The following is a 21369-nucleotide window of genomic DNA, read 5'->3' as shown; positions in this document are numbered from 1 at the left end:
TTATCTTAACTCAGCACCAAGCTCTTTTTCAAAATTAGCTTGCAGCTTGTTCATTATTTTATCAATTTGCTTATCGGTAAGTGTGTTGTGTTCGTCTTGCAAAATAAAACTTACAGCATAACTTTTTTTACCTTTTGGTAAATTTTTACCTTGATAAACATCAAACAAATCAACATCTTTTAGCAATTGTTTTTCTGTTTGTTTTGCAATAGTATCAATAGCTTCAAACGTAACATTGTCATCTAGTAACAAAGCAAAATCACGACGAACTTCAGGATATTTTGGAATATCTTTAAACTTAATACTATTGTGTTTTGCCATATTAATAACATTATCCCAATTAAAATCAGCATAAATTACTTCTTGTGTAATGCCAAAATGTTTCAATATTTTCTTGTTAACGATACCAAATTCTACAAGTGTTATTTTGCCTAATGATAAACAAACACCTTCGCTAAATACATCGTTTTTAATTGGCGATGCTTTAAAACGAGATAGACCTAAACGCTCTAAAATAGCTGTAATAGTACCTTTTAAATAAAAGAAATCACTAGGTTTTGTAGTTGCATTCCAACGTTCTGCAGACTTGTTTCCTGTTACAAATACAGATAAGTGTTTATGCTCTTCACGATTCTCGTTATAATGATGGTATGTTTTTCCGAATTCAAATAATTTTAAATCGTAACGTCTTCTATTTATATTATGACTTACAGCCTCTAAACCAGAGAACAACAAACTCTGACGCATAACACTTAAATCGTTACTTAACGGATTAAGCATAGCAACATTATGTTCGTCTTTTAACTGCTCACTTAATTTAGCATAATTAGGAGTTGTTAATGAGTTTGATAATATTTCGTAAAAGCCTTGAGCAGCTAATTGTGTGCCTACAATATTTTGAAGTTTGTAATCTTCAAATCGTGAAGTGTTTGATATAGATGCGTTTAACTTTTCTGTGGTTTTAATATTATTATAACCATAAACACGCAAAATTTCTTCAATTATATCAGCTTCTCTAATAACATCATTTCTATATGCAGGAACAGTTAAGCCTAAACCTGTTTCAGTAACATTATTTATTTTAATATCTAACGACATTAAAATGCGTTTAATAATTTCTCTTGGTATTTCTTCACCAATAAGTTTACGAGCATTATCAAAACTTAATCTTACTTGGAAATCTTCAATCTTTTTTGGGTATATATCTACAATATCACTTGTTATTTCTCCACCAGCTAGTTCTTGTATTAATATAGCTGCGCATTTAAGTGCATATTCAGTAATATTTGGGTCGATACCTCTTTCAAATCTAAAAGATGCATCTGTATTAAGTGCATGGCGTTTAGCAGATTTCCTGATACTTACTGGGTTAAAATATGCACTTTCTAAAAAGATACTTGTTGTGTTTTCTGTAACACCAGAATCTGCACCTCCAAAAACTCCAGCGATACACATTGGTTTTTCGGCATTGCAAATCATTAAGTCTTCTTCATGTAATTCGCGCTCAATACCATCTAAGGTTGTAAATTTTGTGCCTTTCTCTAAGGTTTTTACAATAATTTTATTGCCAACAACTTTTGAAGCATCAAAGGCATGTAATGGCTGACCTAAATCATGTAAGATGTAATTAGTAACATCAACAATATTATTTTTTGGAGTTAATCCAATAGCTTTTAATCGGTTTTGAAGCCATTTAGGAGATTCACCAACTTTAAGATTAGAAAGTGTTAAACCACAATAACGTGGTGCTAATTCTTTATCAATAACATCTACATCAATCTTTAAAGTTCTACTATCTACATGAAAAGAACTTGCCGAAGGCGTAATGAGTTCAACATTCATGTTTTGTTGTATTAAACCAGCTTTAAGATCGCGAGCAGTTCCAAAATGACTCATGGCATCAGCTCTGTTTGGTGTTAACCCTATTTCAAAAACATGGTCGTTTTCTACTTCAAAAATATCTGCTACTAAAGTGCCAACTTTTAAATCGGCATCTAAAACTAAAATTCCATCATGCGATTTACCAAGACCAAGTTCGTCTTCAGCGCAAATCATACCATGACTTTCTTCGCCTCTAATTTTACCTTTTTTAATTGTCCAAGCTTCACCTTCTTCGGTATATAATGTTGTTCCAATGGTTGCAACTGGTACTTTTTGTCCTGCTGCTACATTTGGTGCTCCACAAACTATTTGTAAAGGTTCTCCAGAGCCAATATTTACTGTTGTTACTTTTAATCTATCAGCGTTAGGATGTTGAATACAAGTTAATACTTCGCCTACAACTACGCCTTCTAAACCACCTTTAACCGATTGGTAGGCTTCAATGCCTTCAACTTCTAATCCTAAATCTGTAAGAAGCTCGCCAGTTTTTTCTGGAGCCCAGTCAATGTTTACAAATTGCTTTAACCAATTATATGAAATCTTCATTTTTGAATTTTAATAAGGCAACAAAGATAATAATACTAATTTCTAATAGAAATGCTAAATAATTTTTATTTGTAAGTATTTTGCCTTTATTTCGAATATTAATCTATAAAAACCGATTGAATCATGCAGAAAGCCCTCATTTTAGTATTTGTTTCCTTACTTTTTTCTTGTAATAAAGAAAAATCAACTTCAATTAAAAGTGGTGTTTGGCGTGCTCAAATGCAAATTACAGACACAGAAGTACTTCCTTTTAATTTTGAAGTAACATCGCCAAAATCGTTAAAGATTTTTAATGCAGAAGAAGTTATTTTGGTTAACGATATAACGTATAGTAATGATTCAATTATAATTAAGATGCCTGTTTTTGAAGGTTATATAGCTGCAAAACTGAGCGATTCTGTTATTGAAGGCGCATTTATTAAAGATGCATTAGACAGAACTCTACCTTTTAAAGCTGTTTTTGGAAAGACGCATCGTTTTGAAGCACCTAAAGATGAGCCAAAAAGTAATATTTCAGGTAACTGGGAAACTGTTTTTAGTAAAGCTGTTGAAGGTGATGAATATATTGCAAAAGGCATTTTTAAACAAGATGGTAGTAAAGTTACAGGAACTTTCAGAACCACAACAGGCGACTATCGTTATTTGGAAGGTGTATTAAATGGTAACCAGTTAAAACTATCAACGTTTGATGGCTCACATGCATTTTTATTTACTGCAACAGTTACAGATAGCACAATTAATGGTGTGTTTTATTCTGGTAATCATTGGAAAGAGCCTTTTGAGGCTAAACGTAATGAAAGCTTTGAGTTGCCTAATGAAAACGAGCTAACATACTTAAATGAAGGTTATGACAAAGTAGAATTCACTTTCCCAAATACAGATGGCAAACTAATTTCGTTATCTGATGCGCAATACAAAGATAAAGTTGTGATTGTGCAGCTTATGGGAACATGGTGTCCTAATTGTTTAGATGAAAGTAGATACTATTCAGAGTTTTATAAAAACAACAAGAATAAAGGTGTAGAGTTTATTGCTTTGGCTTTTGAATATGCTAAAACAGAAGCCTCTGCATTTAAAAGCATTAATCGTTTAATAGATAATGCAGGTATTGAATACCCAATTTTATTAGCACAATTTGGGAGTTCTGATAAAGCTGCAGCTCAAGAAAAACTACCAATGCTAAACCATGTGTTGTCATACCCAACAACCATTTTTATTGATAAAACAGTTAAGGTTCGTAAAATTCACACAGGTTTTAATGGTCCTGCTACAGGAATGAAATATGTGGAGTTTAAAAACGAATTTGAAAGTTTTGTAAGCGAGTTGGTAAAGGAGTAAGGTTTGAGTGGCGCTTATCGGTCTCGTATAACCGTCAGTTACGGATTAATATGTGTTAATTTTCGGTTAAGCACTGACGCTAGCAATTCCGAGTGGATTCGGACGCAGTCGAATCCGCCGTAATTGCGGTTATACATTGTTGTGCAACGTATTTTTATATTTTCTTTATTATCCAATTCGATATTTTTTCAATTCGGAATATTATTATTAGTGTCAAAACTGCTTTTAGAATATAGTTAGCTAAAGCAAAATCAGGCAATTCAATTTCTTCGTTACCATTTAGTCTTGAAATTAGTTTTGTGCAATATTCAATCAAGTCAGGTAGTAGGTAAATCATTTTCGCTAACCAAACAACTCCGACTGTCAATAAAATCACTTTTGTAAGTGATTTTGGATTCAGTTCGGTTTTGATTTCACTTTCCGTTTTTACAAGTTTTTTAGAAATCCAGTCCGCTTTTATGAAAAGGAATAATGAAACAACAATATTGGCAATTGTCAAAAATGTTCCTGTGAAATAGAATTTGTCAATTGGTTCACTTAATAATTCATCAAATCGAGCCATTGTCGCAGTTCCGTATACCGAAAAGAAATAAGTTCCAAAATGGTCAAAAATTTTAGTGAATAAATAAATTCCAGCTATTCTTAAAATCAGCGTAGTTAATGTTCGGTTTGTCATTAATTTTCAGGTCGGTTTATATGTTGCACAACGATATGATATGGAATCGTTTAAATGTTCTATATCAGACGATAAGCGAAGTTAGTATTTTTTCTTTTTAAAATCAATGGCAATAATTATATCTTATATTTTTTTGTAAACATTTGTGCGTGAATGTTCTTCTTAAAAAATCGTTAATTAACATTTGCTGTCTTTACTTTAACGTAACGCTAACATCTGCGATTGCAATTTGTATCTACCTTGTTGTAGGTAAATTATTTAATCAATTAAATCGCGTACAGTTTTAATAAAAGCCTAATAGCAACATTAGGCTTTTATTTTGCAATTTAGTTTAGCTAATATAATTCCAGATATTTTTATACTTAGTAAGTTGACTGTAAGTATATCGTAATACTTTATGTTCAGGTAACGAGAGTGAAGGGTCGCTTTTAAGTATGGATTTAGCGTAATGCCTTGCGTGTTGTAAAATGTCTTTATCTTTTATAACGTCGGCAATTTTTAGGTTTAAAACACCGCTTTGTTGTGTTCCCATAAGATCTCCTGGACCACGTAAGCGCAAATCGACTTCAGCAATTTCAAAACCATCGTTAGTACTTACCATGGTTTGTAATCTTGTTTTACTGTCTTCACTCAATTTATGACCAGTCATTAAAATACAATAGCTTTGTTCGGCACCACGACCAACACGACCTCGTAGCTGATGTAGTTGTGATAAGCCAAAACGCTCAGCACTTTCAATAATCATCACAGATGCATTTGGTACATTTACGCCAACTTCAATAACAGTTGTAGCAACCATTATTTGAGTTTCGCCTTTTACAAAACGTTGCATTTCATAATCTTTGTCAGCAGCTTTCATTTTGCCATGAACAATTGATATTTGATATTGTGGCATTGGAAAGTCTCTAACAATACTTTCGTAGCCATCCATTAAATCTTTATAATCCATTTTTTCGCTTTCCTGAATTAATGGATATACAACATAAACTTGTCTTCCTTTTGTGATTTCGTCTTTTATAAATCGGAAAACTTTTAGTCGATTTTTATCATAGCGATGAACCGTTTTTATATGCTTTCTTCCTGGTGGTAATTCGTCAATAATTGAGATGTCTAAATCGCCATAAACAGACATTGCTAAGGTTCTCGGAATTGGTGTTGCAGTCATAATTAAAATGTGTGGAGGCGTATCATTTTTGTGCCACAATTTACTGCGTTGAGCAACTCCAAATCGATGTTGTTCGTCGATAATTGCAAGGCCTAAATTTTTAAATTTCACCTTATCTTCCAATAGAGCATGAGTGCCAATTAGTATTTGTAACTCGCCATTTTCGAGCATTTTATGAATTTCTTTTCTTTCTGAAGTATTACTTGAACCAGTTAGTAGTTTAATACTGATATTCAATTTATTACATAGTTCAAATAAACTATTATAGTGCTGGACTGACAAAATTTCAGTCGGAGCCATTAAGCAGGCTTGAAAACCGTTGTCAAGTGCGATTAACATTGACATTAGCGCAACTATGGTCTTTCCAGAACCAACGTCACCTTGCAATAAACGATTCATTTGCGCATTGCTACCTAAATCTGCTCTAATTTCTTTTAAAACTCGCTTTTGTGCATTTGTTAATTCAAAGGGTAAATGCTCTTTAAAAAAAGTATTGAAGTTGTTGCCAACATGTTCAAAATTGAAGCCTTTAATTTTTGATTTATGAATTAAATTTTTAATAATTAATTGCAATTGTATGAAGAAAAATTCTTCAAATTTTAACCTGAATTGTGCACGTGAAAGTAGCTCTTGATTTTTAGGAAAATGGATGTTAAAAAGTGCTTCACTTTTAGAGATTAATTTGAGTTCGGAAATTTCATTTTCAGATAGTGATTCAGAAAAATTTCCTTTAGTTTCTAAAAATAATTCCTGCATTATTTTACTTATCACTCTATTGGTAATTCCCTTATTGGATAGTTTTTCAGTTGAAGGATAAACGGGTTGCATCGCTGAACGCAAATTCTTTTCATGCTCTTCAAGAAATTCCATTTCTGGATGTGGCATATTAAAAACACCATTAAACCAATTTATTTTTCCAAAAATCACATAAGGTTTGCCAAGTTTTATACTTTCTCTAATCCATTTCTGACCTCTAAACCAAACCAGTTCCATAACTCCAGTATCATCTTTAAAAGTTGCTACGAGTCGTTTTGCTCTTCCTTCGCCAACATCTTTAAGGTTTGTAATTTCACCAATAACTTGTACATCTGCATTATTACGTTGCAGTTGGTTAATTTTGTAATATTGAGTTCTATCAATATATCGATTAGGAAAGAGGTTAATTAAATCTTGATAAGTGTGAATACCGAGCTCTTTTCGGAGCAAATCTGCACGATTTGGGCCAACACCTTTAAGATAGTCTATAGGAGTTTGAAGATTGGTATTCATAAAAACGAAAATAAGTTTTATACTTGAAACAAAAAAGCATTAACTTTTCGGTGTTTGTTTTATATAATTAAATAGTAATAAATGAGAGCATTAGTTATATCTGGAGGAGGAAGTAAAGGAGCATTTGCTGGAGGTGTGGCACAGTACTTAATGGAAGGTTTAGGTAAAGACTACGATATGTTTGTGGGCACATCTACTGGTAGCTTGCTTGTGTCGCATTTAGCGTTAAATGATATAGGTAAATTGTATGATATATTTACAAACGTTCAGCAGCATGATATATTTAGTGTAAGTCCTTTTGTGCAGCGAAAAAAAGGAGATAGAGAATATGTTTCTATTGATTTTATTAACTCTTTATGGCAATTTATTAAACGAAAAAGAACCTTTGGTGAGAGTAAAGCGCTTAAACGAAATATAAAACGAAACCTTACTTTGGAAGAGTTTGAAAAAATTAGAGCCACAAAACACGATGTAGTTGTTACTGTGTCAAATCTTTCTAAAAATAAAGTAGAGTATAAGTCGATAAATGATTTTTCTTATGAAGAGTTTTGTAATTGGATATGGATTTCTTGTAACTACATTCCATTTATGTCTTTAGCAAAAGTTGATGGTTATGAGTATGCTGATGGAGGCTTGGGTTGTGTTGTGCCAATTAGAGAAGCAATTCAGCGTGGCGCAACCGAAATTGATGCTATTGTACTTGAGGCTGAACAAATGGATAGAGCTAAAGTGTTAGGTAAAAATCCATTTTCACTTATGATAAGTTTGTTTAGTCATTTGCTAGAACAGGTTGAAAAACATGATATATTAATAGGGAAGTTAGCGGCTAAAAACAAAAACATTAAACTCAATTTATATTATACACCAACGAGCTTAACAGAAAATTCTTTAATTTTTAGTAAGCGACTCATGGTAAAATGGTGGGAACAGGGCTATAACTATGCTAAGCTTAAGCATGAATCTGAAGACGAAAATAGCGAAGGCAATGACTAATTACCACATGTCGCCAACCTCTTGTTTTATGTAAGATAATGCAGCATCACTCGGAGCTCTTTTTTCTAACATTTCGGTTAAAACCACTTCTCTTAACTTGTTAGCTGTTTCAGTTTTTTCTAATAAACTTGCTTTTCTAATTAACTGAATTGTAGCATTTTTTGCAGCTGTAATAATGTTCCAGCATTCATCAGTAACATAGATTTGTTGAGAAAGATTATGTTCAAATTCTTGTTCAATACTTGCTATAAGTAAAGATTCGTAATCTTCTTTATTTGAAGACGTTGGAGACACTCTTATTAGTAATTTTGAAGGAGTTATGCGTTCTAAAAAAATAGCCATTCTTTCATAAGCCTGTAAGCGTAAAGGCATAGTATTTACTTGCATATCTTTTTGCAATAAAAAGCGTCTGCGACCATCTTCATTTTTTGTGTGTTCTTTAAAAAAGTAATAAGCAATCATCCCAGTTATTAATGCAGGAACAGCATATAGTAGTACTTCAAATATTTTTTCTACTTCCATAAAATTTTAGTTAAGTTTTTTATTGTAGTCTCCGCCCAAATATAAACAATCTTTTAAATCTTGCATGCCTTTAAATGGGATTGGTGTTTTTTCGTATTTATATGTTTTATCTAATTCGCTAGAAAGATTATGGTCGTCTACATTAACATCAATATCAGCCATTCTAAATTGGCAAGGATGTTCGTAACCAGCAGCATGTGTAATCTCTACGAGTTCTTTTCTAAAGGTTTTAAAATATTGTGCTAACCTTGCCGATTTTAATGTTGGGTCTATTCCGCTTTGTAGCCATTTGCTTTGTGTGGCAACACCACTAGGACATTTGTTTGTATGGCAAATTTGAGCTTGTATACAACCAATACTCATCATTGCTTCACGAGCAACATTTATACAATCTGCTCCCATAGCAAATGCCATAGCTGCTTTTGCAGGAAAGCCTAATTTTCCGCTACCTATAAATACAATACGTTCTGTAAGTTCTCTTTTCTGAAATACTTTGTATAAATCGCTAAAGCCATAAACCCAAGGCAATGATACGTGGTCAGCAAAACTAGGAGGAGCAGCTCCTGTTCCGCCTTCACCACCATCTACAGTAATAAAATCTGGGCCTTTTCCTGTTTTAACCATAATGTCTGCTAGTTCTTCCCATTGCTCTAATTTTCCCACTGCAGCTTTTATACCAACAGGTAAGCCAGTGGCTTCAGCAATCTCCTCGATAAAAGTCATAAGTTCAGGTACATTATTAAACGCTTTGTGGTTTGGTGGAGACAATACATCTTTACCAATTTCTACACCTCTAATAGTGGCAATTTCTTTTGTTATTTTTGCTCCTGGTAAAACGCCTCCTTTTCCTGGTTTTGCACCTTGTGAGAGTTTAATTTCTATTGCTTTAACAAAAGGATTATCTTCAACTAGTTTAACCATTTTTTCCATTGAAAAACCTCCATCAGCAGCTCTTACACCAAAATATCCTGTTCCAAAGTGAAAAACAACATCACCACCATTTGAGTGATATGGAGATAAACCACCTTCACCAGTATTATGATAAGCTCCAGCCATTTTAACACCTTTGTTTAATGACTCTACAGCTTTAGCAGAAAGCGATCCAAAACTCATTGCAGATACGTTAATAATTGAAGCTGGTCTATATGGTTTTTTTCTTTTATTATATTGCCCCATTACTTTAGCACAAGGTAAAAAGGTTTTATCTATAACATTAGGATGATTATCGTCAATTTTATAAGGCATCATTGCATTATTAATAAAAATATGCTGATGTTCATAAATATCTCTATCTGTACCAAAACCTTCGTAATTGTTTTCTTTTTTTGCCGATGCATAAATCCAACTACGCTCAATTCTGTTAAAAGGAAGTTCTTCTCTATTGTTAGCAATTAGATACTGTCTTAATTCTGGACCAATTTTTTCTAATATATATCGTAAGTGGCCAATTATTGGGAAGTTGTGGCTTATTGTATGTGATTTTTGAATGAAAATATCTCTAATAGCTACGATAGCTAAAAGAATTAATATCCACATCCACCAAGTAATTTGTCCTAAAAATGCTAACATTTAGATTAAAATTTTAGTTAAGAGTCGTAAAGATATTTAAAAATGTTTGATTATATAAATTGAGTGAATTGTTTATAATTATTGATAAAAAACACTCGTAAAAACAGGAGCTTTAGTTAAATTCACACCTTTAAATTTACTATTGTTTTGGAGAAGTATTTAAGTCAGTTGAATGATGCGCAATTAGCGCCAACTTTACAAAAAGATGGTCCTATGATTGTGATTGCAGGAGCAGGTTCTGGTAAAACTCGTGTGTTAACGTATCGTATTGCCTATTTAATGAGTCAAGGTGTTGATCCATTTAATATTTTATCATTAACCTTTACTAATAAGGCTGCAAAAGAAATGAAAGGCAGAATTGCCAAAATAGTTGGTGATGGTGAAGCAAAAAATCTTTGGATGGGAACTTTTCACTCTGTGTTTGCTAAAATATTACGTTTTGAAGGACATCATCTAGGCTTTCCAAGTAATTTTACTATTTATGACACACAAGATTCTCAAAAACTTTTAGGATCTATTATAAAAGAAATGGGTTTAGATAAAGAGATATATAAAACCAAACAAATTTATAGTAGAATATCATCGTACAAGAACAGTTTAATTACAGTAAAAGCATATTTCAGAAATCCAGAATTAATGGAAGCCGATGCTATGGCAAGGCGTCCAAAAACTGGTGAAATTTATCAAGAATATGTGGATAGATGTTTTAAAGCTGGCGCAATGGATTTTGATGATTTATTGTTAAGAACCAACGAGTTATTAACCCGTTTCCCTAATGTTTTAGCACAATACCAAGATAAGTTTCGTTATATATTAGTAGATGAGTATCAAGATACTAACCATTCGCAATACTTAATTGTTAGAGCTTTGGCAGATCGTTTTCAAAATATTTGTGTAGTTGGTGATGATGCACAAAGTATTTATGCCTTTCGAGGTGCAAATATTAATAACATTTTAAACTTTCAGAAGGATTATGATGATGTCAAGTTATTTCGTTTAGAGCAAAACTATCGTTCAACAAAAAACATAGTAGGTGCTGCTAATTCGGTAATTGAACATAATAAAACAAAGCTTGATAAAATTGTTTGGACAGCAAATGATATTGGTGAAAAAGTAAAAGTTCATCGCTCATTAACTGATGGCGATGAAGGACGTTATGTTGCAAGTACCATTTGGGACAACAAAATGAATAATCAATTGATTAATAGTGATTTTGCGGTTTTGTATCGTACAAATGCACAATCTAGGGCAATTGAAGATGCGTTGCGAAAACGCGATATTCCGTATAGAGTTTATGGAGGATTATCTTTCTACCAACGTAAAGAAATTAAAGATGTTACGGCTTACTTACGCTTAGTATTAAATCCTGCAGATGAAGAAGCACTAAAACGCGTAATAAATTATCCTGGTCGTGGAATTGGGCAAACAACAATTGATAGGTTAGTGGTTGCTGCTAATGGTTACGGTAAAACCATTTTTGAAGTACTTAAAAATATCGACAACCTTGAAATAAACATTAATAGTGGAACAAAAAATAAACTAAAAGATTTTGTTGTGCTTATTGAAAGTTATCAGATAATGAATCAAACTGCAAATGCATTTGAATTGGCTGAACATGTTGTTAAAAGTAGTGGTTTAATTAATGAGTTTAATAAAGATGGAACACCAGAAGGAGTTGCACGATTAGAAAATGTTCAAGAACTTTTAAATGGTATTAAAGATTTTGTTGAAGGTCAAATTGAATTAGCAGATGCTGGAGATTCTCTTGCCGAATTTTTAGAAGACGTTGCGCTAGCTACAGATTTAGATGGCGATAAAGGCGACCCAAATCATGTCGCTTTAATGACAATACATCTTGCAAAAGGGCTAGAGTTTAACCATGTATTTATTGTTGGTTTAGAAGAAGATTTGTTCCCAAGTGCTATGAGTATGAATACGCGAAGTGAGCTAGAAGAAGAACGACGTTTGTTTTACGTAGCATTAACAAGAGCAGAGAAACAAGCGTATTTAACGTATGCATTATCTCGTTATCGTTGGGGAAAATTAATAGATGCAGAACCAAGCAGATTTATTGAAGAAATAGATGATGAATACCTAGACATATTAACTCCAGTTAATGACAGACGACAAAATCCAATGTTAAGCGCAGATATTTTTGGAGATATTGAACCAAGTCAGATTCGATTTAAAAAACCAATAAAAAGAAAATCTGAAGTAAAACCACCCAAATTTATTCCGCCAGCAAAACTTAAACCAATTGGTAAGTCTATAGGTAATCCTGACGTAAATTTATTTGATGGTAAATTAACAGTTGGAAACATTGTAGAGCACTCACGTTTTGGAAAAGGCGAAGTATTAAAAATTGAAGGAGTTGGTACAGACACAAAAGCCGAAATAAATTTTGAACATGGAGGCGTTAAAAAGCTATTACTACGTTTTGCTAAATTGGATGTTTTAGGTTAATTAAGATGTGCTTGAGTAAATAATTTCAACTTATTCCAAGTGTCAATTAACTCTAAACCAATCCAACCATGTCCTGCATCTGGATATAACGTAAATTGATGTGTTACACCAAGACTTTGAAGTTTATCTCTCATATCAGTGCCTTGAGTAGTTGGTATTAATGGGTCTTGACCACCATAAAACAAAATTGTTGGTGGAGATGAAGTTGTAGCTCTATGATAAGGGCTCACTTCTTCTAAAAAAGTTGTAGTCGGATTTACACCATATAAATCTAAAATATCTTGTAATTCTGGATTTGTATTATTTAAATATGCAGGATCGGTAAAATTAGTTGGACCAACAATACTACAAACCATTTTTATATTATTAGTAGTGTCAAATCCATAACTCCAAAGTAAAGATAAATGTGCACCTGCACTAACACCAATAAACCCAAAATCATCCGAAATAACGTACTCATCTTGATTGCTTTTTAAGTGATTTATTACAGTAGTTATGTCATTAATTTGCATAGGATACGGATTGTTATTAGCGTCTGCTAATCTATAATTCATATTTACTATTGCAACATTAGCTAAATCTTGACGGATAATATCTCTAAAACCATTCATATCACTTTTATCTCCTGAAGACCATCCACCACCATGAATTAAGATTAAAACTTTTGTTTCAATTGTTCTATTTGCAGGAAGGTAAATGTCAAATTTTTGATCAGAATCATTCCCATATGACACATTAATATGTTGCGTATAAGCTAATGAACCTGTATTATTAGAACTATCTGTACTACATGATATAACTCCAATTGCAATACAACATAAAACGAAAGCTAATTTTATAGGTCTCATAATAAAATTATTAATTACTTTGTAAACGTATTACAAGATACTAATTATGGCAGAATTCATAAGAATATACGAAGAAAACCCTAATCCTAAAGAGATTAAAAAGGTTGTTGATGTATTAAAAAGAGGAGGCTTAATTATCTATCCAACCGATACTGTTTATGGTTTAGGCTGCGATATTACCAATATAAGAGCTTTAGAACGTATTGCTCAAATAAAAGGTGTAAAGCTAGAAAAGTCTAACTTTTCTTTTGTTTGTCATGACTTAAGTAACCTAAGTGACTATGTAAAACAAATAGATACATCAACTTTCAAAATTTTAAAGCGAGCACTTCCTGGACCTTATACTTTTATTTTACCAGGAGCAAAAACATTACCACATCCATTTAAGAAGAAAAAAACAGTTGGTATACGTGTGCCTAATAATAATATCGCTTTAGAGATTGTAAGACAATTGGGTAATCCGATTATTTCCACGTCTATTCATGATGAGGACGAAGTTATTGAGTACACTACTGACCCAGAGTTAATTTTAGAAAAATGGGATAATCTAGTCGACTTAGTTATTGATGGTGGATATGGTGATAATTTGGCATCTACAATTATTGATTTATCTGAAGATGAGCCTCTTATAATTAGAGAAGGCAAGGGAAGTTTAGAGATTTTTTAGTTTAGCCATTAGCCATTAGCCATTAGCCATTAGCCATTAGCTATTAGTTATATTATATTGCGTTAAGGATTGAGCATTTGTTTGAGCTCCTCTTTTGAGAGCGAGTAGCGAAAGCCTGACTTTGAGTTTTTCGAAAAGTAACGCCATAAAAAAAAAGCCCAACCTTTCGATTGAGCTTTCTATACTTATTATCTACTAAAAATTAGTTTCCTTTTGCAGATAAGTTTTTCATTTCTTTTTCAACCATTTCATAGAACTGGTCAATTTTAGGTAAAACTACAATACGAGTACGTCTGTTTGTTGCTCTGTTTTCGGCAGTATCATTAGATACTAAAGGCACATAATCAGCACGTCCTGCAGCAATTAATTGCTTTGGATTAACACCTAAATCTTCTAATACCCTTACGATAGATGTTGAACGTTTAACACTTAAATCCCAGTTGTCTAACAACACACCACTTTTGTAAGGTACGCTATCAGTATGTCCTTCTACCATACACTCAAAGTCAGGTTTACTATTTACAACTTTAGCAACTTTTGCTAAAACTTCTCTAGCTCTTGCAGTTACATTATAACTACCACTTTGGAATAATAACTTGTCAGCAATAGAAATAAACACAACTCCTTTTTCAACATTAATTTGAATGTCTGGGTCGTTAATACCTACTTCACGCTTTAAGCTAGTAACAATAGCTAAAGTAACGCTGTCTTTTTTAGTTAATGCATCTTGTAAGCGTGTAATTTTAAGGTCTTTCTCTTTTAAACTCTCAAGAGATTTTTCTAGGTTTTCTGCGCCTTTTTGAGTTAGCGTAGTTAAATTGCCTTTAGTGTCAATTAAATCCTGGTTAGTTTTACGCATATCAGCCAATTGCTCCTGTAATCCAGTAACTCTAGCGTCAGCCGCAGCTTTGTCTGATAAACAACTGTTAAGTTTAACTGTTGCAGTATTTAATAAATCTTGTGTTTCTTTTTGCTTAGCTTCTAATTCTGCATATTGTTTTTTTGATACGCATGAACTTAAAATAAACAGCGAAAACACGCTTAATAACATTAGTTTTTTCATATAGTTTATGATTAAATAGTTTTAAAATTTAACAGTTCAAAATTATACAAAAAACTATCGTTTGTTTATGTATTAACAAAAATTTTAACACTTTTTATAAACAATCGAAATATTTTCTTTTCTGTATAAAATATAACCATACAATTGATGGTTTTTGATAGTAGTTTTTACTCTGCGAAAGTAATTTTCTTTGCCTTAATAATGTGGAAAGATGTCTGTAAAAACTGAAGTGAGCCTTTAGTATAGCCAGAATATGTGAGAACTTTAGTTCAAATAGAAATTTAATTGCAGCCAAGCCATCTAATATTAATCGCGTAAATACTATAAAAAACAAGTTGCCTCCAGCATTTTTTGTTAGTGTAAATAGGCTGTTTCTAAAATTTAGATATGTTTTTTTAGGGTTTATAGCATTTAAAGTAGCTCCTCCAACATGAAAAACTGTTGATGCTTCAACATATTTTATATTAAATCCTAAATTATGAGCTCTCCAACATAAATCGATTTCTTCCATATGAGCAAAAAACGATTCATCAAATCCATTTAAGGTTTCAAAAACTGATTTTCTAATAAAAAAGCAAGCTCCAGAAGCCCAAAAAATATCTGAATCTTTATACTGGTTATTATCTTTTTCAATAGTATCAAAAATTCGACCTCTACAATAAGGATAGCCATATTTATCTATAAATCCACCTGCAGCTCCAGCATATTCAAAATAATCTTTACGCTTATAATCTAATAATTTAGGTTGAATAATAGCTGTGCTTTTATTTTCTTCAAAAGTTTTAATAATAGGAGTCAACCAGTTTGGCGTTACTTCAACATCACTATTTAATAGACAAAAAGCATCAGCATCTACATGTTTTAAAGCATCATTATATCCTTTTGCATATCCACCATTTTCTATGTTTTGGATAATTTTTACAGAAGGAAATGCTTGTTTAACAAAATCAATCGAATTGTCTGTTGATGCATTGTCAGCCACATAAACTGTTGCGTTTTGACAATTAGCAATAACTGATGGTAAAAACTGTTCTAATAAGTTTTTTCCGTTCCAGTTAAGAATGACTATTGCTATTTTCATTAATTATAGTTTGGGATATCTTTTAAAAATGAATAGGCTTCGTTTTCAAAATCCATCTGGCAATAATAATGATTAATTCCGTTGGTAACCATTAAAAATGTTGCATTTACAGATAGATTGTATCTCGCAATTTGGTCAAAAGTATCTTGGTTAATATTAATTTTTGCCGATTTACATTCAACAATAAGATGAATGCTACCATCAGGATTAAACACAACAATATCATATCGTTTTTTTAAATCGTTTATAATTAATTCCTTTTCAACATTAATTAACGATTTTGGATACTTCTTTTCAGTCATTAAATAGTGTACACAATGCTGACGAACCCATTCTTCGGGTTGCAGAATCACAAATTTTTTACGAATCTCATCGAAAATAGAAATTTTATTTTCGCTATTTTTGAATCGAAACGAATATGTAGGGAAATTTAACTTTTGCACTACACAAATTTGGTGATTTTTTTTCAATGGACGAAGTCAAACAATTAGTAACTGACATAAAAAACAAGAATTTAAAACCTATTTATTTTTTAATGGGTGAAGAAGCCTATTATATTGATAAAATTTCAGATTTTATTGAAGATAATGTTCTTACTGAAGATGAACGTGGTTTTAATCAAATGGTACTTTATGGACGTGATGTAAGTGTTGATGATATTGTTAGCAATGCCAAACGCTATCCTATGATGGCAGAATACCAAGTGGTTATAGTAAAAGAAGCTCAAGATTTATCACGCAGCATTGAAAAGCTGGTTGATTATGCAAAACAACCACAGCCTTCTACAATTTTGGTGATGAATTACAAATACAAAACCATTGATAAGCGAAAATCATTATATAAAGAACTAAAAAAAACTGGAGTAGTTTACGAAAGCAAAAAGCTTTATGAAAACCAAGTTGCCGATTGGATACGTAGAGTGTTAAGTGGGCAAGAATACACTATTGCGCCAAAAGCTGCGCAAATGTTGGTTGAGTTTTTAGGAACCGATTTGAGTAAGATAAATAATGAGTTAGAAAAGCTTCAAATTATTTTACCAAAAGGCACACAAATTAGTCCAGAACATATTGAGGAGAATATTGGTATTAGTAAAGATTATAACAATTTTGAGTTGCGCAAAGCTATTGGTGAACGTAACGTGTTGAAAGCACATCAAATTGTAAACTATTTTGCCGAAAACCCAAAAGATAATCCAATGGTTGTAACGGTTTCGTTGCTATTTAATTTCTTTTCGCAATTACTTCATTTTCATGGATTAAATGATAAATCACCACGAAGTGTAGCTTCGGCTTTAAAAATCAATCCTTATTTTGTTAATGAGTATATTGAAGCTGCACGTAATTTTCCGATGAAAAAGGTGAGTAGTGTGGTTGCTACACTTAGAGATTTTGATGTAAAAAGTAAAGGTGTAGGTGCTAATGCAGTACCTCAAGGTGATTTATTGAAAGAACTGATAGTTAAAATAATGAACTAATAAATGAGAGTTTTTCAAATTTTAATAGTATTTGTATTGGTGTTTTCTTGTAAGCAAGCACAAACACTTCCAGATCCATTACAAGCAGGCTGGAAAGGCGAATCGGTTTGTGAGGTTTTATTTGAAGATGAAGATATGCGTGTGCTTAAATGTACATTTCCTCCAGGTGTTGGTCATGAAAAGCATTATCATAATCCACATTTTGGTTATACATTAGCTGGAAGTAAATTTGAAATCACTGATAATACAGGTACTCGAACAGTAGATGTTAAAACAAACTCTAGCTTTAACAAAGCAGAAATTAGTGAACACGAAGTTTTAAATGTTGGCGACAGTACAGGTGTTTTTTTAATTGTAGAGAAAAAATAAATTTTCTATTGTAATTTAAGTTGTTATCAAGTTCTCGATAATATTTTCTGACGAAAATTACTCGAACTGATGTTTATAATACAACAAAAATCAAATTCATAACTAATTAGCAGACTTTAATAGTTTTTCGAAGCAAACACTGTTTTCAATACCAATATACTGTCCGTAATTTTCAATAATTTGATATCCATTTTTAGTATAAAGTGCAATAGCTTCAGGTTGTTTTTTACCTGTTTCTAACACACATCTTTTATAACCGAGTTCTTTTGCCCAAATTTCAAGCTCATTTAAAATTTTTGAAGCCAATCCTTTTCCTCTATGCTCTGGAAAAGTATACATACGTTTTACTTCCATAGCATCAGTTTCAAACTCTTTTATGGCTCCACATGATATAGCAACACCATTATTATAAGCAACAACCACATGTTTAATGTGTGTTATTTTGTTGAACTGATCATAAAAAGCATGTTCTTCACCATCTCTTATAGCTAAATCTTTATCGAGGTGTTTTACAAGAGCAACAAAATCTTGATGTTGAGAATTGGTTCTTAAAAGCGATATCATTCAGTTTACTTTTTTCTTATAGCCAACTTTCCTCCAATCATAGCCATAGGAATGTAAGCACCAACAATATCGAGTATTGCAAACCATGTTGGAGAAGGAAGCATTACTACATTTATAATACCACCAATTAGAAAGAAGCAACCAATTGCAATGGCAAATTTCATTTTGTTATTTGCAGCAATAGTTGCAGCTACAAAAGCACCAACAAGAGTTCCTAAAGCATGAGCTAAAAACGGAAAAATAAAATGCTTTGGTTCAAACAAGTGCATGGTTTCTTTTAGGCCTTCCATTGTGGTAACATCGCCACCTTCAGGAGGAGGAATAACCGAACCACTTATCATGATTAATCCCATGTTTACTACACTACCAATTATTAAACCAGCAATTACTGCTAAAATATTTTTTACTATTGGATTCATTAGTTTGTGTTTTTAGTTAGACTTAAAATTAGTTATTATTTTATTTATTTAATGTCCAAATCAGTGCTTTTTCTTTAGTAGCTCTAAAAATTGTGTTGTGTTTTTCATTAGGTTCGTCAGAGTATTTCCAAATTAATCCTTTAGGTGTGCTATTTTGAAAAGTTTTTTCAATGCTTCTGGTAAATCGATAAATATCTTCAGCATCTGAACCTGCAAACCAAAGTTTTATATCTTTTTCAGGGAATTTGGCTAGTAATAACTCTGCATTTTTAGCTAAATAATTATTATTCCACCAAAGCGAAGGATCTATAGCTATATAAAAATCGAATGTTTCTGGTTTGATAAAAAACGTTTCCATTACAAAGAGTCCTGCTAGAGATTCTCCAATAATTCCTTTTTTGCTATTGGTTCTGTATTTTTTATTTATTTCAGGAATTAACTCATCAGTAATAAAAGCTCTAAAATCTTTAGCACCATCAGTTATAGGACAATATTTTTTATCATCTTCAGACTCAGAAGCGCCAGTTAAATCTCTTCTTCTATCTGTATTTTCTATTCCAACTAATATAAAAGGTGGTATTTTTTTCTCTTCAATAAGTTTAGCTAGTGTATTAGCTATGTGTGGAAAGTCTTCTTTAATTCCGCCATCTGGCATATATAATACAGGAAAACTATCAGTTGCTTGTTTATTATAATTTGGAGGTGTCCAAATATTGATTATTCGGTTTTCATTTACAAATTTCGAAGCAATTGTTAAGCTGTCGTGTTTTGGAATTGGGTCGTTATATGCTACAGCATTGTTTTTGCAGCTAATGGTAAATGCTACAATACATAGATAGAAGATTATTTTTTTCATTTAAGTATTATTTATGTAAGAAACTAAGTTAACTATAAACTATAAGCATTGTTGGCAACTTGATTTTATTCTTTTAGTTCATTTTTAAACAATTCCCCTAATTTTTTTCTGTCGGTTTCGTTTTTCAATATATTCTGTAACCATATTTGCGGTTGTTCAGTTGCGCTTTTATATTCCTTGTCTTTATATTCTTTAAATTCCGAAAAGTCAAACCAATTCTTTTTGTGAATGTGCTGAAGTGAATAAACTGCCATTTCTCCATTTGTTGCTCCAAAAAATGGGCAAGTATGGATTTTCGTTTCCGTTGTGTCAGAAAGTTTGGTAATTAGAAATTCAGTCAGTTTTCCTTTGTCGTACTCCGAAATTTTTTTCCATTCCATTTCGCTGAAAACGAGTGGTTTTTCTTCTCTTTTAAATTTCGTTTCATTTATGTACTGCTCTCCACCTAAACAACCACCTTTCTCAAAAACTAAAACATTCCACAATTCAGATATAGAGTCAGTTTTCGTTATTGCAATCAGTTCGATTCTCTCAATTTGAGCAATTTCCGTTTTTAATTCCGATAGATTTTTACACGAAATCAAAGTTAAAATTAGAAGTAATATGTTCGATGGGTGTTTCATTTTTTAGCTTGTTGCCAACTATTTATATGTTATATAAACATAAATATAATAATCTAAAACAGAAGTATAAGGATGGTTTATTGCAATTCTTCTAATACCAAGTTATAATCGTATTGCAAATCGTCATGTAATGTGTTTACAATTTTTTTTACGACTACTATTTGTCGTTCGTAAATATTGGTTAGAGTTACATTATGTTTTATGCTTGGAGAAAAGTCTTTAAGCTTTTGGCAAAAATAGAGTAGGAGTTCTACTTCGGTTTCCTTTTTTAAAGAGTAGCGTGCGTACTTTTTAATAAGTCTTAAAATTTTACGCACGCTTTTTTTTATATAAAAATAACTGTTTGTATTAATGGTTTCAAATTGAGAGTCAATCTCACGTTTTACAGTTTCTATATAACCACTTTCATCATGTGCTTCAAAAAGCAAATAGGTGAGTAGCTCTTTGTTTTCTTTTTTAAATTTAGATAAACGTAAGCACAACTCTATAAGCTCTTCTTGCGTATGATGCTGTAATTCTTTTTTTATGTTTACTACCGAAACTGCTTTCATAATTTTTTCCGTGAAAACGGAAACCTTTTTAATTGATTACACTACTTCTTCATACCATCAACAGAAAACTTTCCAGCTCCTGCTAAACCTATTACAACAAAAGCACATAGATACATAAGTGCTTTTTCTTTGGTTCCTATTGGGTCATTAATATGCACAACAAATGCGGCAACAAACATAGTTATTGCTGCTGGAATAGCTGCTAATTTGGTTTTAAAACCTATAATAATTAGTGCTGGAGCAACAACTTCGCCTATAAGGGCTAATATTAATGAAATGGTTGGGCCAACTCCAATTGGGTCACCAAATTCTGATGGATTTGAAAGCATACTTAATTTTGGTATGCCATGTGTAAGCATTAGACCTCCAAAACCTACTCTGAGTAGTAATAAAGCTAAATCATTAAAATTTTTGTTCATAGTATTTGTGTTT

At 32.1% G+C, this 21369-nt stretch carries 21 protein-coding genes; 6 read left to right on the top strand and 15 right to left on the bottom strand.

The genetic code is table 11. The features are described 5' to 3' along the window. Entirely contained in the window at positions 1-2427 is a 2427-nt protein-coding gene (gene pheT / locus IEW41_RS01015) for a phenylalanine--tRNA ligase subunit beta (RefSeq protein ID WP_188604477.1), read from the bottom strand. 123 nt (positions 2428-2550) lie between these two features. On the opposite strand from pheT, the gene IEW41_RS01010 reads away from it, so the two are divergent. Further along, entirely contained in the window at positions 2551-3765 is a 1215-nt protein-coding gene (locus IEW41_RS01010; RefSeq protein WP_188604476.1) for a peroxiredoxin family protein, read from the top strand. 154 nt (positions 3766-3919) lie between these two features. Here the strand turns inward: IEW41_RS01010 and IEW41_RS01005 are convergent, their stop codons facing one another. After that, on the bottom strand, positions 3920-4441 hold the full coding sequence (locus IEW41_RS01005; protein WP_229660138.1) for a hypothetical protein: 522 nt from the start codon (positions 4439-4441) through the stop codon (positions 3920-3922). Between the two features lie 331 nt (positions 4442-4772). Beyond that, positions 4773-6875: an ATP-dependent DNA helicase RecG gene (recG, locus tag IEW41_RS01000; RefSeq protein WP_188604475.1), complete on the bottom strand. Its 2103-nt coding sequence runs from the start codon at positions 6873-6875 to the stop codon at positions 4773-4775. 81 nt (positions 6876-6956) lie between these two features. On the opposite strand from recG, the gene IEW41_RS00995 reads away from it, so the two are divergent. Further along, positions 6957-7868, top strand: coding sequence for a patatin-like phospholipase family protein (locus IEW41_RS00995; protein ID WP_188604474.1), 912 nt, complete (start codon positions 6957-6959; stop codon positions 7866-7868). Here IEW41_RS00995 and IEW41_RS00990 read toward each other — a convergent pair whose 3' ends face one another. Continuing rightward, the gene (locus IEW41_RS00990) at positions 7869-8390 is read right to left on the bottom strand and encodes a DUF7935 family protein (RefSeq protein ID WP_188604473.1); all 522 of its coding nucleotides are present in this window, start codon (positions 8388-8390) and stop codon (positions 7869-7871) included. A gap of 6 nt (positions 8391-8396) precedes the next feature. Beyond that, positions 8397-9959 (bottom strand): FMN-binding glutamate synthase family protein, encoded by a 1563-nt coding sequence (locus IEW41_RS00985; RefSeq protein WP_188604472.1) that lies wholly within the window; start codon positions 9957-9959, stop codon positions 8397-8399. Between the two features lie 147 nt (positions 9960-10106). Between IEW41_RS00985 and IEW41_RS00980 the strand changes: the two genes are divergently transcribed. Next, entirely contained in the window at positions 10107-12422 is a 2316-nt protein-coding gene (locus tag IEW41_RS00980) for an ATP-dependent helicase (protein ID WP_188604471.1), read from the top strand. Here IEW41_RS00980 and IEW41_RS00975 read toward each other — a convergent pair. After that, entirely contained in the window at positions 12419-13270 is an 852-nt protein-coding gene (locus tag IEW41_RS00975) for an alpha/beta hydrolase (protein ID WP_188604470.1), read from the bottom strand. The genes IEW41_RS00980 and IEW41_RS00975 overlap by 4 nt on opposite strands. Positions 13271-13316: 46 nt before the next feature. Between IEW41_RS00975 and IEW41_RS00970 the strand changes: the two genes are divergently transcribed. After that, positions 13317-13937, top strand: coding sequence for an L-threonylcarbamoyladenylate synthase (locus IEW41_RS00970; RefSeq protein WP_188604469.1), 621 nt, complete (start codon positions 13317-13319; stop codon positions 13935-13937). 202 nt (positions 13938-14139) lie between these two features. Here IEW41_RS00970 and IEW41_RS00965 read toward each other — a convergent pair whose 3' ends face one another. The 3 genes from IEW41_RS00965 to IEW41_RS00955 form a co-directional block, all read right to left on the bottom strand. Continuing rightward, the gene (locus tag IEW41_RS00965) at positions 14140-15000 is read right to left on the bottom strand and encodes an OmpA/MotB family protein (protein WP_188604468.1); all 861 of its coding nucleotides are present in this window, start codon (positions 14998-15000) and stop codon (positions 14140-14142) included. A gap of 94 nt (positions 15001-15094) precedes the next feature. Further along, positions 15095-16081: a glycosyltransferase family 2 protein gene (locus IEW41_RS00960; protein ID WP_188604467.1), complete on the bottom strand. Its 987-nt coding sequence runs from the start codon at positions 16079-16081 to the stop codon at positions 15095-15097. Then, on the bottom strand, positions 16081-16524 hold the full coding sequence (locus IEW41_RS00955; protein WP_188604466.1) for a type I restriction enzyme HsdR N-terminal domain-containing protein: 444 nt from the start codon (positions 16522-16524) through the stop codon (positions 16081-16083). Before IEW41_RS00955 ends, IEW41_RS00960 begins: the two co-directional genes overlap by 1 nt. 26 nt (positions 16525-16550) lie before the next feature. Between IEW41_RS00955 and holA the strand changes: the two genes are divergently transcribed. Continuing rightward, a complete protein-coding gene (holA, locus tag IEW41_RS00950; RefSeq protein WP_188604465.1) occupies positions 16551-17555 on the top strand; it encodes a DNA polymerase III subunit delta in 1005 nt (334 codons plus the stop codon). A gap of 3 nt (positions 17556-17558) precedes the next feature. After that, positions 17559-17924 (top strand): cupin domain-containing protein, encoded by a 366-nt coding sequence (locus IEW41_RS00945; RefSeq protein ID WP_188604464.1) that lies wholly within the window; start codon positions 17559-17561, stop codon positions 17922-17924. A gap of 102 nt (positions 17925-18026) precedes the next feature. Here IEW41_RS00945 and IEW41_RS00940 read toward each other — a convergent pair whose 3' ends face one another. The 6 genes from IEW41_RS00940 to IEW41_RS00915 form a co-directional block, all read right to left on the bottom strand. Then, positions 18027-18488 carry a GNAT family N-acetyltransferase gene (locus IEW41_RS00940; protein ID WP_188604463.1) on the bottom strand — a complete coding sequence of 154 codons (462 nt, stop codon included), beginning with the start codon at positions 18486-18488 and terminating at the stop codon, positions 18027-18029. 5 nt (positions 18489-18493) lie between these two features. Further along, complete coding sequence (locus IEW41_RS00935) at positions 18494-18907, bottom strand: hypothetical protein (RefSeq protein WP_188604462.1); 414 nt, start codon at positions 18905-18907, stop codon at positions 18494-18496. 40 nt (positions 18908-18947) lie between these two features. Next, positions 18948-19763, bottom strand: a complete 816-nt coding sequence (locus tag IEW41_RS00930) for an alpha/beta hydrolase (RefSeq protein WP_188604461.1) — start codon at positions 19761-19763, stop codon at positions 18948-18950. A gap of 65 nt (positions 19764-19828) precedes the next feature. Continuing rightward, on the bottom strand, positions 19829-20386 hold the full coding sequence (locus IEW41_RS00925) for a hypothetical protein (RefSeq protein WP_188604460.1): 558 nt from the start codon (positions 20384-20386) through the stop codon (positions 19829-19831). Positions 20387-20463: 77 nt separating this feature from the next. Beyond that, positions 20464-20937, bottom strand: coding sequence for a hypothetical protein (locus IEW41_RS00920; RefSeq protein WP_188604459.1), 474 nt, complete (start codon positions 20935-20937; stop codon positions 20464-20466). A gap of 41 nt (positions 20938-20978) precedes the next feature. Continuing rightward, the gene (locus IEW41_RS00915; RefSeq protein ID WP_188604458.1) at positions 20979-21356 is read right to left on the bottom strand and encodes a DoxX family protein; all 378 of its coding nucleotides are present in this window, start codon (positions 21354-21356) and stop codon (positions 20979-20981) included. Between the last annotated feature and the right edge of the window lie 13 nt (positions 21357-21369).

Origin of the sequence: Aquaticitalea lipolytica (assembly GCF_014641635.1) — a bacterium.
Taxonomy (GTDB): Bacteria; Bacteroidota; Bacteroidia; order Flavobacteriales; family Flavobacteriaceae; genus Aquaticitalea; species Aquaticitalea lipolytica.
Note: the sequence above shows the minus strand (reverse complement) of the source record. Positions and strands in the feature narration are given on the sequence as shown.

Excerpts from the sequence above, each read along its gene's own strand:
- pheT (WP_188604477.1), bottom strand. The coding sequence starts at position 2,427 with ATGAAGATTTCATATAATTGGTTAAAGCAATTTGTAAACATTGACTGG.
- IEW41_RS01010 (WP_188604476.1), top strand. The coding sequence starts at position 2,551 with ATGCAGAAAGCCCTCATTTTAGTATTTGTTTCCTTACTTTTTTCTTGT.
- IEW41_RS01005 (WP_229660138.1), bottom strand. The coding sequence starts at position 4,441 with ATGACAAACCGAACATTAACTACGCTGATTTTAAGAATAGCTGGAATT.
- recG (WP_188604475.1), bottom strand. The coding sequence starts at position 6,875 with ATGAATACCAATCTTCAAACTCCTATAGACTATCTTAAAGGTGTTGGC.
- IEW41_RS00995 (WP_188604474.1), top strand. The coding sequence starts at position 6,957 with ATGAGAGCATTAGTTATATCTGGAGGAGGAAGTAAAGGAGCATTTGCT.
- IEW41_RS00990 (WP_188604473.1), bottom strand. The coding sequence starts at position 8,390 with ATGGAAGTAGAAAAAATATTTGAAGTACTACTATATGCTGTTCCTGCA.
- IEW41_RS00985 (WP_188604472.1), bottom strand. The coding sequence starts at position 9,959 with ATGTTAGCATTTTTAGGACAAATTACTTGGTGGATGTGGATATTAATT.
- IEW41_RS00975 (WP_188604470.1), bottom strand. The coding sequence starts at position 13,270 with ATGAGACCTATAAAATTAGCTTTCGTTTTATGTTGTATTGCAATTGGA.
- IEW41_RS00970 (WP_188604469.1), top strand. The coding sequence starts at position 13,317 with ATGGCAGAATTCATAAGAATATACGAAGAAAACCCTAATCCTAAAGAG.
- IEW41_RS00965 (WP_188604468.1), bottom strand. The coding sequence starts at position 15,000 with ATGAAAAAACTAATGTTATTAAGCGTGTTTTCGCTGTTTATTTTAAGT.
- IEW41_RS00960 (WP_188604467.1), bottom strand. The coding sequence starts at position 16,081 with ATGAAAATAGCAATAGTCATTCTTAACTGGAACGGAAAAAACTTATTA.
- holA (WP_188604465.1), top strand. The coding sequence starts at position 16,551 with ATGGACGAAGTCAAACAATTAGTAACTGACATAAAAAACAAGAATTTA.
- IEW41_RS00945 (WP_188604464.1), top strand. The coding sequence starts at position 17,559 with ATGAGAGTTTTTCAAATTTTAATAGTATTTGTATTGGTGTTTTCTTGT.
- IEW41_RS00940 (WP_188604463.1), bottom strand. The coding sequence starts at position 18,488 with ATGATATCGCTTTTAAGAACCAATTCTCAACATCAAGATTTTGTTGCT.
- IEW41_RS00935 (WP_188604462.1), bottom strand. The coding sequence starts at position 18,907 with ATGAATCCAATAGTAAAAAATATTTTAGCAGTAATTGCTGGTTTAATA.
- IEW41_RS00930 (WP_188604461.1), bottom strand. The coding sequence starts at position 19,763 with ATGAAAAAAATAATCTTCTATCTATGTATTGTAGCATTTACCATTAGC.
- IEW41_RS00925 (WP_188604460.1), bottom strand. The coding sequence starts at position 20,386 with ATGAAACACCCATCGAACATATTACTTCTAATTTTAACTTTGATTTCG.
- IEW41_RS00920 (WP_188604459.1), bottom strand. The coding sequence starts at position 20,937 with ATGAAAGCAGTTTCGGTAGTAAACATAAAAAAAGAATTACAGCATCAT.
- IEW41_RS00915 (WP_188604458.1), bottom strand. The coding sequence starts at position 21,356 with ATGAACAAAAATTTTAATGATTTAGCTTTATTACTACTCAGAGTAGGT.